A 13,631-nucleotide genomic window follows, 5' to 3' on the forward strand; every position below is an offset into this window, starting at 1 on the left:
TACGTCGCGACGCCGCCGCCGGACGAAAAAAAGCGGACCCGCGGGTCCGCTTCGGCATCGATACAACAATGCCCGTCAGCCGGTATTACGCAAGCCGGCCGCGACGCCGTTGATCGACAGGTGAATCCCCCGATGCACGCGCGGGTCCGCCTTGTCCGGCTGCGCCGACAGCGCGCGGTGCCGCTTGATCAGCTCGACCTGCAAGTGGTTCAGCGGGTCCAGGTAGGCGAAGCGGTTGGTGATCGAACGGGCCAGCAGCGGATTGCCGACCAGGCGCTCGGACGTGCCGGTGATCGTCTCCAGGCATTCCAGCGTGTGGCGGTATTCCTCGCAGATGCGGCGGAAGATTCGCTCGCGCAGTTCCTCGTCCGCCACCAGCTCGGCGTAGCGCGAGGCGATGGCCAGGTCGGTCTTTGCCAGCACCATGTCCATGTTCGACAGCAGCGTGGCGAAGAACGGCCAGTGCGCGTGCATGTCGCGCAGCTGGGCGATGCGCTCGGCGCGGTCGCCGCCATCGATCCACTGGCCGATGGCGCTGCCGAAGCCGAACCAGCCCGGCAGCAGCAGGCGGCACTGGCCCCACGAGAAGCCCCATGGAATCGCGCGCAGGTCTTCGATGCGCTTAGTCGACTTGCGCGAGGCCGGGCGCGAGCCCAGGTTCAGTTCCGCGATCTCGGCGATCGGCGTGGCGGCGAAGAAGTAGTCCGTGAAGCCGGGCGTCTCGTAGACCAGGTTGCGGTAGGCCTTGTATGCCAGGTTCGAGATCTCCGCCATCACGGCCTCGAAGCCGGCCAGTTGCTCCTTCTGCGCCGCCTCGGCGGGCGGCGGCAGCAGGCTCGCCTCAAGGGTGGCCGCGACCAGCAGCTCCAGGTTGCGCCGGCCGATCTCCGCGTTGGAGAATTTCGACGCGATGATCTCGCCCTGCTCGGTCAGCCGGATCTGGCCGTTGACGGTGCCTTTCGGCTGCGCCAGGATGGCCTCGTAGCTTGGACCGCCGCCACGGCCCACCGTGCCGCCACGGCCGTGGAACAGGCGCAGCTTGACGCCGGCCTTGCCGAACACGTCGATCAGCGCGATCTCGGCCTTGTACAGCTCCCAGTTCGAGGTCAGGAAACCGCCGTCCTTGTTCGAGTCCGAGTAGCCCAGCATGACTTCCTGGATGCGGCCCTGGCGTTCGATCAGCTGCTGCACCAGCGGCAGTGCCATCACCTCGGCCATGATGCCGGCCGCGCGCTGCAGGTCGGGGATCGTCTCGAACAGCGGGATCACCATCAGGTCGGCCGTCGCGTTGCCGTCGGCGTCCTGGCGCAGCAGGCCGGTTTCCTGCTGCAGCACCAGCACTTCCAGCAGGTCCGACACGGTTTCCGTGTGCGAGATGATGTAGTTGCGGATCGCGCGCGCGCCGTAGCGCTGGCGGATCTCGCGGGCGGCGCGGAAGATCGACAGTTCCGATTGCGTCTCCGGCGTGTAGTCGATGTACGGCGAATACAGCAGCCGTGGTTGCGCCAGCTCGGCCAGCAGCAGCTTGACCTTGGCTTCCTCGTCCAGGCCGGCGTAATCGGGCTCGCCGCCGGCGCGCGCGAACAGCTCGGCCAGCACGCGCTCGTGCACGTCGGACGACTGGCGCATGTCGAGCGAGGCCAGGTGGAAGCCGAACACGTCGGCCGCGCGTTTCAGGGTGGTCAGGCGCGGGCGCGCCAGCATGCCGCCGTGGTTGGCATCGAGCGAGTCGATCAGCACCTGCAGATCGGCCGAGAACGCGGCCGCGTCGGCGTACGGCTCGGCGTGGCCCACTTCCTTGCGCAGGATGTTGGCGGCGCCCAGCGCGCGTGCGGTGGACGCCAGGCGCGCGTAGATGCCGATCAGGGCGCGGCGGTACGGCTCGTCGGCGCGGTGGTCGGACTGGTCCGGCGAGGCGTCGGCCAGCGCCTGCAGTGCCGGGCTGCAGCCCACCATCAGCGTCGAGACCGACAGGTCGGCGCCCAGGGCGTGCGCCTCGTCCAGGTAGAAGTCGATGATTGTGGTGGCGTGGCGCGCCAGCGCGTGCTGCATCGTGCCGGCGTTGACGTTCGGGTTGCCGTCGCGGTCGCCGCCGATCCAGCTGCCCATCTGCAGGTAGGGCGCCGGGATCTGCGACGGTTTCTCATGGCCGTACTGGGCGGCGATGTCTTCCTCGATGTCGTCGTACAGGCCCGGCACCTCGCGCAGGAACGTGATGCGGTAGTAGGACAGCGCGTTCTCGATCTCGTCGGCCACGGTCAGCTTGGTGTAGCGCAGCATGCGCGTCTGCCACAGGGTGGCGATGCGCACGCGCAGCATGTGCAGGTTGGCGGCGCGCTCGCGCGGCGTCAGCGGCAGGTCGCGCTCGGCCAGCAGGCGGGCGATGTCGTGCTCCGCGTCCAGGATCGATTTGCGCTGCACTTCGGTCGGGTGGGCCGTCAGCACCGGGGAGATCAGCGCGTCGTGGAAGAACCCGTCGACCGTTTCCTTGTCCACGCCGGCGTCCTTCAGCTTGGCCAGCGCGTAGCCGATGCTGCCGCGCTGCGCCTTGGAGCCGGCCAGCAGGTGGGCGCGGCGGCGGCGGATGTGGTGCTGGTCCTCGGCGATATTGGCCAGGTGCGAGAAGTAGGAGAACGCGCGCACGACGGTGATCGTCTGCTCGCGCGTCAGGATCTTCAGCATGCCGTCCAGTTCCTTGGCGGCGCCCGCGTCGGCCTCGCGGCGGAAGCGCACGGCGGTCTGGCGGATCGTCTCGACCACGGCGAACACTTCCTCGCCTTCCTGTTCGCGCAGCACGTCGCCCAGCAGGCGGCCCAGCAGGCGGATGTCTTCCTTCAGCGGCGCGTCCTTGTCGTCGGCCGGGGTGTTGCTTTGCTCGATCGTCGGTTCGCGGAGTTGTTCGTCTGTCGCACTAGCAAAATTTACCATAGTTGTTTCAGCAAGGATGATGGATGTCGGTGCAAAGGCTTTTGGCCCACGGTCTGCGGGAGAGCGCATGCTAAAATTTGTGGTCTTGAAGCATGCGCGGGTAACTGGCAAACGCCGGTCAGCGTCGGCAACAGCGAAACTCGGTTTAAATCGGTTGAAAGCTCAGTTGGAAACTCAGTTGGAAAGTCCTGTCTTGAATACATCGGAAAACGCAGTGCAAACCCCTTCCAGACTGGTGATCGCCTCGCGCGAAAGCCGGCTGGCCATGTGGCAGGCCGAACATGTCCGCGCGCGCTTGCAAATATTATATCCGCACTGCGCCGTCGAGATTCTCGGCATGACGACGCGGGGCGACCAGATCCTCGACCGCAGCCTGTCCAAGGTCGGCGGCAAGGGCCTGTTCGTCAAGGAGCTGGAAGTGGCGATGGCGGACGGCCGCGCCGACCTGGCCGTGCATTCGCTGAAAGACGTGCCGATGGACCTGCCCGAGGGCTTCGCGCTGGCCGCCGTGCTGGAGCGCGAGGACCCGCGCGACGCTTTTGTGTCGAACGACTACGCCACGCTCGATGCGCTGCCGGCCGGCGCCGTCGTCGGCACCAGCAGCCTGCGCCGCCAGTCGCTGCTCGCCGCGCGTTATCCGCACCTGGTCGTCAAGCCGCTGCGCGGCAACCTCGATACCCGCCTGGGCAAGCTCGATCGGGGCGACTACGCGGCCATCATCCTGGCCGCCGCCGGCCTGAAACGCCTGGGCCTGGAGCAGCGCATCCGCGCGCTGCTGGAGCCGGCCGTCAGCCTGCCGGCCGCGGGGCAGGGCGCGATGGCGATCGAGATCGCCCATACCGACACGCCGCGCGCCGACGGGGTCGACCTGCTGGCGCTGCTGGCGCCCCTGAACGACGTGGTGACCAGCCAGGCCGTCACGGCCGAGCGGCGCGTGTCGAAGGTATTCGGCGGCAGCTGCCAGGTGCCGCTGGCCGCGTACGCCACGATCGCCGACGGCACGATGCACCTGCGCGCGATGGTCGCCACGCCGGACGGCCGGCGCGTCGCCAGCGCCGAGGTGCACGGTCCCGCCGTCGATGCCAGCCAGCTGGGCGACCAGGTCGCCGACAAGCTGCGCGAGCAGGACGCGCTGGCCATCCTCGCCGAGGCGAAAGCGGCCGCCGACGGCGCCGCCTGAGGATGCCGGGCGCCGTCGTCATCACCCGTCCGCTGGCGCAGGCGTTGCCGCTGGCCGAGCAGGTGCGTGCCATCGGCCGCACCGTCGAGGTGCTGCCGCTGCTGGAGATCGCGCCGCTGGCCGACCAGTCGGCGCTGGCCGCCACGCTGGCGCGGCTGCACGAATTCGCGCTGGTGGCCTTTGTCTCGCCCAACGCCATCGATGCCGCCTTTGCGCACATCGACGCTTGGCCGCCCGGCGTGACGCTGGCCGTGCTGGGGGAGGGCAGCCGCGCCGCGCTGGCGGCGCATGGCATCGCGCCAGACAGCGTGAACATCGTCAGCCCGGCCGACGCCGCCCACAGCGATTCCGAGCACCTGCTGCAAACGCTCGACCTGGCCGCGCTGCGTGGCCGCCGCGTGCTGATCGTGCGCGGCGAGTCCGGCCGCGAGCTGATGGCCGACGGCCTGCGCGCGGCCGGCGCCGACGTCACCACCATCGCGGCCTACCGCCGCGGCGTGCCGGCCTTGACGCCGCTGCTGGCCGAACGGCTGGCGCGCCTGCTGGCGGTGCGCAACGACTGGGTCGTCACCAGTTCGGAGGCGCTGCGCGGCCTGCTGCAGCTGCTGGCCGCGGTGCCGGGCGTTGATCTTGTGGCAAAGATGCAACAACAGCAACTGATCGTGCCGCATGCCAGGATCGCCGCGACCGCGCGGGAACTGGGCCTACTCCACGTAACGCTGACAGGATCCGGCGACGAGCGTCTGCTCGCCGCGTTACAATCTACGCCATGAACGAATTACCTACTGTTTCCCATCCCGCCGACCCGGGCGCCCCGGCCAGCGGCGCCGCGAGTCCACCAGTTGCGCCGCCCGTCGCGCCACCCGTCAGTCCACCGCCGCCGGCGGCCGGCACCCCGCTGGGCACCGTGCTGAAGCGGCCGTTGACGATCGCCGTCATCACGCTGGCCGTGCTGCTGGCCGCGCAGTCGATCAGCACCAACCGGCAGATCCGCCACCTGCGCGAGGAAATGGCGCGCCGCCTGCAGACGAGCGACGCGACGACTACCCAGGCGTCCCAGCTGGTGCGCGCCACGCAGGACGCGACCCGCGAGCTGCAGGTCAAGGTCGGCGTGCTGGAAGGGCGTCAGCAGGAAGCCCAGGCGCAGCAGCTGGCGCTGGAACAGCTGTACAACGACATGTCGAAGAACCGCGACGAGTGGGCGCTGGCCGAGATCGAGCAGGTGCTGTCCACGGCCAGCCAGCAACTGCAGCTGGCCGGTAACGTGCCGGGCGCGCTGATCGCGCTGCAGAACGCGGATCGCAGCCTGTCCCGTTCCGACAAGCCGCAGTTCATCACCATCCGCCGGGCGATCGCGCGCGACACGGAAAAGCTGAAGGCCTTGCCGTCGGTCGATTCGGTCGGCCTGGCCGTGCGGCTGGATAACGTGATCGCCCAGGTGGACGCGCTGCCGATGCTGGCCGACGCGACGCCGACCCTGCCGGCCGCGCCGGCGCGCAAGGCCGCGGCGCGACGCAAGGGCGCGCCCGAGCCGGCGCCGGCGCCAGCCGAACCGGCCGCCGACACCTGGCTGGGCCGCGTGGAGGGCGCGTGGAGCAGCTGGACGGGCGAGATGTGGACGGACGTGCGGCAGCTGCTGCGCGTGCGCACGGTGGAGCATCCGGAAGCGATGATGCTGGCGCCGGAACACGCCTATTTCCTGCGCGAGAACCTGAAGCTGCGCCTGCTGAACGCGCGCATGGCGCTGTTGTCGCGCAACGAGGCCGCGTTCCGCGCCGACCTGTTGGCCGCGCAGGAGCAGCTGGTGCGCTACTTCGACACGCGCGCGTCGCAGACGCAGCGGGTGCAGGCGCTGCTGCGCCAGGTCCAGGGCAGCAACCTCGCCATCGAGATGCCGACCCTGGCGGACAGCCTGAACGCCGTGCGCAACTACAAAGCGAAGCCCTGATCCATGCGTCTATTCCTCTGGTTACTCGCACTGATGGCGGCGGCGATCGGCATCGCCGTGACGGCCCGCTTCAATCCCGGCAACGTGGTCCTGTTCTATCCGCCGTACCGGATCGACCTGTCGCTGAACTTCTTTGTCGTGCTGATGGTGGCGCTGTTCGTGCTGCTGTATGCGGTGACGCGCGCCGTGCGCGCCACGATGCGGATGCCGGCGCGGGTGGCGGAATACCGCCAGCGCAAGCGTGAGCGCGACGGCAACAAGGGCCTGCGCGACGCCTTGAAGGCACTGTTCGAAGGCCGCTTCGGCCATGCCGAGAAGGCCGCGCTGCGCGCTGCCGAGCTGCCGGAAAACGCCGGCGTGGCCGCGCTGATCGGCGCCCGCGCCGCCCACCGCATGCGCCAGCACGCCCGCCGCGACCAGTGGGTCGCCCGCATCGCCGACGACCCGGCCATGAAGACGGCGCGCCTGATGACGATGACGGAGCTGCTGGTCGACGACCACCAGCCGGAAGCGGCGCTGGCCGCGGTGCGCGAACTGAACGCCAGCGGCACGCGCCACATCCACGCGCTGCAATGGTCGCTGAAGGCCGAGCAGCAAGCCAAGAACTGGCCGGAGGTACTGCGCCTGGTGCGCTCGCTGGACAAGCACAAGGCGCTGCACCCGGCGCTGTCGGCGCGACTGCGCGAGCTGGCCTACAACGACCTGCTGTCGGACAAGGCACATGATGCGGAGTCGCTGATGCGGGTATGGTCGACGATCCCGTCGAACGATCGCGTCAAGCCCGTCGTGGCCTGCCGCGCGGCGACGGCGCTGAACGCGCGCGGCCTGCACGACGAGGCGCGCCTGGTGGCCGAGGAATCGCTGCAGGCCAACTGGGACGAGCGCGTCATCCGCGCCTACCGCGACGCGGCGGCGCCGGCCGGTTCCGGCGCGCTGCTGGCCCAGATCGAACACTGCGAGGCGTGGCTGCTGGAGCGCCCCAACGACGCCGAGCTGGCGCTGACCTTGGGATCGCTGTGCCTGAAGCAGAAGCTGTGGGGCAAGGCGCAGCGTTACCTGGAGCAGGCGCTGTCGGACGCGACCGATCCGCCGATGGTGCGCGAGGCGCACCTGAAACTGGCCCAGCTGCACGAGGCGCTGCAGCAGCCGGAGGCGGCCGCGAACCACTATCGGCAGTGCGCGCTGGCGACGATACTTTGATTGCGTTGAACTTGGGGCCCGCTTTGCGGGCCTTTTTTTTCGCCGATGCGAAGATGACCCATGGGGACAGGCACCTGTTTGCAGGTCTGCGACCTGCAAACAGGTGCCTGTCCCCGGTGCCTCAAATGGCACGGGGAGGCTATAATTGCGCGGTTTGCACGATAGTGTTTGTACAACTGAACTGAATCACTGAGGAAAACCATGAGCCTGAACAAAGTGTCCGCCGGCCGCGACGTGCCGAACGATTTCAACGTCATCATCGAAATCCCGATGAACGCCGATCCGATCAAGTACGAAGTGGACAAGGAATCCGGCGCGATCTTCGTCGACCGTTTCATGGGCACCGCGATGCACTACCCGTGCAACTACGGCTACGTGCCGAACACGCTGTCGGCCGACGGCGACCCGGTCGACGTGCTGGTGATCACGCCGTTCCCGCTGATCCCGGGCGTGGTCGTGCGCTGCCGCGCCATCGGCGTGCTGAAGATGACGGACGAAGCCGGCCAGGATGCCAAAGTGCTGGCGGTACCGGTCGACAAGGTCCTGCCGATCTACAAGCACTGGCAGAAGCCGGAAGACCTGCAGGACCTGCGCCTGCAGCAGATCCAGCACTTCTTCGAGCACTACAAGGACCTGGAGCCGGGCAAGTGGGTCAAGGTCGACGGCTGGGAAGGCCCGGAAGCGGCCAAGCAGGAAATCCTGGACGGCGTTGCCGCCTACGGCAAGCAGGGCGCCTGAGCCCGGGCAATGAGTACCGCCCTACGGGTATGAAGCGGCCGGTTGGCCGCTTTTTTTTTAGGGGTAGCCGACGTCTATTGGCGGCTGTCCGCAATTGCTCAATTGTTTGCGGTATGCGTCAGCAGGACCGTACCAGCATACTGCGCAATCTTCTGATCACCAGTTGCGGACCGGTACATACAAGCGCTCCGCTACGCACGACAATCGTGACATCACTATCACCCCAGCGCAACAAGGCGGGTAGTTTCTGTCCAAACCGTTTTTCCTGGCCCACCGGCTTTTGCTCGATATATAGGCAGTCGGTCAAAATCCTTTCGATTTCAGCCTTTTCCGACGTCGCGGGCCCACGAATCGAAAACTGCGCCTTGGTAGCGAACAGCAGCGACCACGTTCCTCCAAGTAGTCCACAAGCTATTGTTTCAGGAATTAGCCGGGGATCGCCGAGGAGCCATATGACCAGTGCCACAAGGCTCAATGATGCACCCATTACTCCGGCCCATGAAAAGAGCTGGCTCCACGACTGGAACAAGATGAGATACCGCCACACAGGGTCGGGCAGGACAACACGTGATATCCGTTGGGAAGCAGCGCTTTTCATTTTCCCCTCCAAAAAATAAGGACAGCAGGTGCGGGGCACCTGTTCGCGTGCGATTAGTCTGAGGGGTGCTTGCTATTCCAATAATAACAAACGGCTGTGGTGATCATGGCGCCTGCAATGGCTCCTAGTGGGCCAGCAGCCGAGCCGAAGGTGGCTCCCAGGCGGGCCGCCGCCAAGTAAGAACCAATTTGCGCCCCACCAGTTATGGTGGCGGCATTACGATAGTCCTGGTCGCGCCACCGCCAGAAACATATTCAATCTCATCATTGTTCAGGATGTGCATGTTTTCCTCTTCTAGAAATTATCACGTAAGGGAACTGATCGCTGGTGACACGTCAACTTGTATGTCGTTAGGTTCAAATTGCGTGTGAGAAGTATATTGCCTGAATAAAAATATAAAACAATGATGAAAATCAATTTAAGTTGACTCGATTGGCATGTTGTTCGCTTTTATAAGCTATAAAGATCAGTTCAGCCAGCGTATCGCATCGCTGATCGATAAATTGTTCGAGTTCCGCATGCTACGGCTACATGGCGAACGCGTTGCTGACATTCTCCTGGTCGAGCCGGAGAAGTCGACCGTGGACGGCGAGATACAGACAGAGCAGTTGGAGGCATCGTTCGAACTGCGCAATGTTAGCTTCCGCTACGCCGACGGTGAACCCTACGTCCTGCAACGTGTAAGTCTGACGATCCCAGCAGGGCAGTGCATTGCAGTGACTGGCGGCTCAGGTTGCGGTAAGACGACGTTGGTCAAATTGCTTCTGGGCCTACTCGAGCCGACGGAGGGCGAGATATTGGTCGGAGGTATGAAGCTCAATTCGCTCGGTTTGACGAACTACCGAAACTTGCTCGGTACAGTCATGCAGGACGATTACCTGTTTGCTGGCTCCATCGCGGACAATATTTCGTTCTTCGATCCTTCGCCGAAGCAAGAGCGTATCGAGAAATGTGCGCAGATGGCTGCAATCGATAGCGAGATAAACGCCATGCCAATGTGCTACAACACTCTGATCGGTGACATAGGGACTGGCCTCTCGGGTGGTCAGAAGCAGCGCATATTGCTGGCCCGCGCACTCTACAAGGAGCCAAAAGCCCTTATCCTGGATGAGGCGACGAGCCATCTCGACGTCTGGAATGAGCAACTCGTGAACGCGGCAATCGAGCACATCAACATGACCCGAATATTAGTGGCACATCGGCCGGAAACGATCGCGATGGCTCAGCGCGTTCTAGTTCTTGCCGAAGGACAGATCGTCCAGGATCTCTCGCAGGCGCAGGTTCGCGAGGCGCGGGAAGCCGCAATGCGACAGCACTTCGGGGCGGCTGCGTAAGTGGGAGTCGCCGACGAGCTATATCAACAAAGTCACAAGCTCGCACTCATCTATCCGTGTCATAAGGCGAACACGTCCTATGGGGGAACCGAAATTAGGTCGGCGAGCGGGGCGCCACGTGAGCTGAAAGGGCTTTCGCTCATCCCGGTACCACGGTTTGTTGCCTGCAACGAACAGTCGCCACCACCTGCCACCAAGATTCAAAAACCGGTAGCCGTCCCCGCTTTCCATTTTATGATATGGAAATAACAAGAAAAATGGGATAGCGGCAATGCGACGACACTTCGGGTTTCTCCTCCTCACGCTGCTGGCAGGCTGCGCGACCTACCAGCCGCCACAACCGGCCGAGCAGCAGGCCACGCTGGCGATCGACGGCCAGGTCGGCGGCACGGCCGCCACCAGTTTGTGGTCTACGACAATGCCTGCCAGCGCCGCAACGACGCCAGTGGCTCGGTCGCCGTCACGACGCTGCTGGGTCAGCTCAAGCAGGCCTCCATCAAGTCAGGCGCGCCCCTCTACCTCGTTGCGACCACCAACGAGAGCGGGCGGGTGACGTCGGCTATAGAGGCTTCACGCTGGAGATGAACCAGTGCGCCGTCGCCGTGCGCTTCACGCCGGAACGGAACAAGCTGTACGACGTCGCGCTTGGCGCCGACCGCTGCAGCGTCGTGCTGGTCGAGCACGACACCGGGTTGCCGCCGGCGGGTGCCGAGGCGTGGGCGGTGCGCACTGGCGAGGGCAATTGCGTCGAGCCGCAGCAGCCATTGCCCTGCAGGCGCGCGCGCAGCCTGCGCTGGCGGCCGCGCACGTCCCGACTGTCGACGAACAGGTGCCGTACCTGCCGGCGAAGGGCCAGGAACGCTTCCGCAGCTTCCTGACCAAGCCGCTGCCGCGCGCGTTCGCGATCCCGCAGAACGGCTACTCGGTCTCCGTCAGCGGCACCCATCCGGAAGACCAGCGCTATCCGGTCGATCCGGTCCAGCGCGCGCTGCAGATGTGCCGCGAGTTCGCTGGGCGCGATTGCGAACTTTACATGGTGGACGACCGCATCGTCTTCCACCGTCCACAAGAGCAAGCCACCAACGCGCACTGATCGCCGAACCGCATCCTGATGCGGCCGTATTTGCTCATGCGGCCGCGCCAACTAACCATATGCGGATTTGTTCGTGGTGCGTTTCATAACCCATCCTTATGATGGCGTCTCGGATATGCGCAAAACGCATCTAAAAGGACGAGGCTGACCGAGCCTCCGCCCAGGTCCCGCCTGCGCCGCGCGGGACCGTTTCCGATCCACCTTGACGTAGTCGCGCTCCCTGCCGGGGCAGGGCGCCGCTTTGCCATACATCCCATAAAAACAGAAGAGGAATCACGTGCGTCACACCAACCAACGGGCCTGGCCCACCCTGAACGCGGCGGCACTGGCCGTGCTGGCGACTTTGCCGGGCTGGGCGCAAGCCACCGACAACGCCATCGCGGCCGCACCCGCCGCCATTGCCAGCACGGCGGCGGCCGACATCGACACCATCGGCGCCGTCCAGACGGTGCTGGTGACCACGCGCCGCCGCGTCGAAAGCTCGCAGAACGTGCCCACGCCGATGACGGTGCTGGGCGACGATGCCCTCGACGGCAACCGCCTGTACCGCGTGCAGGAACTGCAGCAGCTGCTGCCCAGCACGACGATCAACTACGTGCACGCGCGCCAGATGAGCTTTGCCGTGCGCGGGCTCGGCAACAATCCGGCCAGCGACGGCCTGGAAGGCTCGGTCGGCATCTACCTCGACAACGTCTACCTGGCGCGCCCCGGTATGGCCGCCTTCGACGCGCTCGACCTGCAGCAGCTGGAACTGCTGCGCGGCCCGCAGGGCACCCTGTTCGGCAAGAACACGACGGCCGGCGTGCTCAATATCGCCACCAAGAAGCCCAGCTTCACGCCGGAGCGCAGTGTCGAGCTGGCGGCCGGCCGCTTCGGCTACGGCCAGGGCAAGCTGGTGCTGTCCGGACCGTTGACGGAGACGCTGGCGGCGCGCCTGTCCGCCTACAAGACGCACGACGACGGTTACATCACCAACCGCCACAACGGCGACAAGGTGCAGGGCGGCGACCGCCAGGGCGTGCGTGCACAGACGCTGTATGCGCCGGGCCAGGCGTTCAACCTGCGCGTCATCGCCGACTACAACGAGGAGCATTCCAATAACGGTACCCTGGTGTTCTACAGCGCCGGGCCGTCCGGCCGCGCCATCGCGCAGGCGCGGCTGGTAGGCGCCTCGCCGGTGCTGGACCCGAACGAACGGGCCGTGGACCTGGACAGCGGCTCCTCCGTCACCGTGCACCAGGGCGGCATCTCGGCCGAAGCCAACTGGACGCTCGCGGACGACACGCGCCTGACCGCCATCTCGGCCTGGCGCTACTGGAATTTCACGCCGCATAACGAGGACGGCCTGCCGGTGCCGATCACGCTGGACGTCGGCGCCTCCGCCCGCCACAAGCAGTTCTCGCAGGAGCTGCGCTGGGCCACGCCGGCCGGGCGGCCGGTCGAATCGGTGTTCGGCGCCTATTACTACTACCAGGAGCTGGACAACAACTCCTTCACCCGCAACGGCCCGCTGGCCGACATCTACAACGGCAACCCGGCCGGCGCCTGGGCCAACGTCGCCAGCGACGCGCCGGGCCGCCTGCGCGTCAACAGCTATGCGCTGTTTGCCCAGTCCACCTGGCATGCGACGCCGCTGCTGGACCTGACCGCCGGCATACGGGCCAGCTACGAGGACAAGTGGGCGCGCGTGGTGCGCACGGCGCCCACGGGTGGCGCGGCCGTCACCGGCGCCGCGCTGGCCGCGCGCAACGGCCGCTTCGGCGCGTTCGATTCGGCCGACCTGACCTTGACGCAAGCCAGTCCGACAGCGCTGCTGTCGGCCGGCTACAAGGCCGCGCGCGACGTGCTGCTGTATGCCAGCGTGTCGCACGGCGAGAAGTCCGGCGGCATCAACCTGGCGGTGCCGGGCAGCGGCAGCGGCGGCGTCGCGTCGATGCTGGTCGGCGCCGAGCGCGCCAACGCGCTGGAGCTGGGTGTGAAGAGCACCTTGCTGGGCAACCGCCTGCAACTGAACGGCAACCTGTTCGCAACCGTGGTGCATGGCTACCAGAGCAATGCGTATGACCCGGTCGCGCGCAGCTCCTATTTGACCAACGCGGGCGACGTGCGCACCCGCGGCGTCGAGGTCGAAGCCATCGCCACGCCGGTGCGCGGCCTGACGATCCGCGCCAACGGCGCGTTCAACGACGCCAGCTACCTGAAATACACCAACGCGCCGTGCGCGCCGGAGCGCGCCGGCACGTTCTGCGACCTGTCCGGCCGCAATGCCCTCGTCAACGCGCCGCGCTGGACCGGCAACGTCGCGGTGCAATACGGCCAGCTCGTCGCCGCCGGCCTGCAGGGCTACGTCAACGCCAACTGCGCCTACCGCGCCAGCACCTACGGCACGCTGGACGCCTCCGAGTACGCGCGCATCCCGGCCTATGGCGTCACCAATGCCTCGCTCGGAGTACGCACGACGAACGGCGCCGCGTGGGACGTGTCGCTGTGGGTGCGCAACGCCTTCGACAAGCAGTACTACACCAGCCTGTGGAACAGCGGTTTCGGTTCCTACAACGCCGTCATCGGCACCCCCCGGACCGTGGGTATCACGGGCCGCCACGACTTCTGAA

General features: G+C 66.1%; 9 protein-coding genes and 1 pseudogene. 8 read left to right on the plus strand and 2 right to left on the minus strand.

The window, feature by feature from the left end; genetic code table 11:
* Positions 1-75: 75 nt before the first annotated feature.
* On the minus strand, positions 76-2,928 hold the full coding sequence (gene ppc, locus E7V67_008395) for a phosphoenolpyruvate carboxylase (GenBank protein ID WUR15111.1): 2,853 nt from the start codon (positions 2,926-2,928) through the stop codon (positions 76-78).
* A gap of 214 nt (positions 2,929-3,142) precedes the next feature.
* On the opposite strand from ppc, the gene hemC reads away from it, so the two are divergent.
* From hemC to ppa, 5 genes are all read left to right on the plus strand, one after another.
* Entirely contained in the window at positions 3,143-4,108 is a 966-nt protein-coding gene (gene hemC, locus E7V67_008400) for a hydroxymethylbilane synthase (GenBank protein ID WUR15112.1), read from the plus strand.
* 2 nt (positions 4,109-4,110) lie between these two features.
* Complete coding sequence (locus E7V67_008405; GenBank protein WUR15113.1) at positions 4,111-4,881, plus strand: uroporphyrinogen-III synthase; 771 nt, start codon at positions 4,111-4,113, stop codon at positions 4,879-4,881.
* Positions 4,878-6,056: a uroporphyrinogen-III C-methyltransferase gene (locus tag E7V67_008410; GenBank protein WUR15114.1), complete on the plus strand. Its 1,179-nt coding sequence runs from the start codon at positions 4,878-4,880 to the stop codon at positions 6,054-6,056. The genes E7V67_008405 and E7V67_008410 overlap by 4 nt, the downstream gene beginning before the upstream one ends.
* A 3-nt stretch (positions 6,057-6,059) precedes the next feature.
* The gene (locus E7V67_008415; protein WUR15115.1) at positions 6,060-7,256 is read left to right on the plus strand and encodes a heme biosynthesis protein HemY; all 1,197 of its coding nucleotides are present in this window, start codon (positions 6,060-6,062) and stop codon (positions 7,254-7,256) included.
* 201 nt (positions 7,257-7,457) lie between these two features.
* Positions 7,458-7,994: an inorganic diphosphatase gene (gene ppa, locus E7V67_008420; GenBank protein WUR15116.1), complete on the plus strand. Its 537-nt coding sequence runs from the start codon at positions 7,458-7,460 to the stop codon at positions 7,992-7,994.
* Between the two features lie 118 nt (positions 7,995-8,112).
* On the opposite strand, the gene E7V67_008425 is transcribed toward ppa, so the two are convergent.
* Entirely contained in the window at positions 8,113-8,592 is a 480-nt protein-coding gene (locus tag E7V67_008425) for a hypothetical protein (GenBank protein ID WUR15117.1), read from the minus strand.
* A gap of 428 nt (positions 8,593-9,020) precedes the next feature.
* On the opposite strand from E7V67_008425, the pseudogene E7V67_008430 reads away from it, so the two are divergent.
* The 3 genes and pseudogenes from E7V67_008430 (at position 9,021) to E7V67_008440 (ending at position 13,630) form a co-directional block, all read left to right on the plus strand.
* Positions 9,021-9,926 (plus strand): annotated as a pseudogene (locus tag E7V67_008430) (ATP-binding cassette domain-containing protein).
* A gap of 742 nt (positions 9,927-10,668) precedes the next feature.
* A complete protein-coding gene (locus E7V67_008435; GenBank protein WUR15118.1) occupies positions 10,669-11,019 on the plus strand; it encodes a hypothetical protein in 351 nt (116 codons plus the stop codon).
* A gap of 277 nt (positions 11,020-11,296) precedes the next feature.
* Positions 11,297-13,630, plus strand: a complete 2,334-nt coding sequence (locus E7V67_008440) for a TonB-dependent receptor (GenBank protein ID WUR15119.1) — start codon at positions 11,297-11,299, stop codon at positions 13,628-13,630.
* Position 13,631: the final 1 nt, after the last annotated feature.

The sequence above is a fragment of the [Empedobacter] haloabium genome, from assembly GCA_008011715.2.
Classification (GTDB): domain Bacteria; phylum Pseudomonadota; class Gammaproteobacteria; order Burkholderiales; family Burkholderiaceae_D; genus Rugamonas; species Rugamonas haloabia.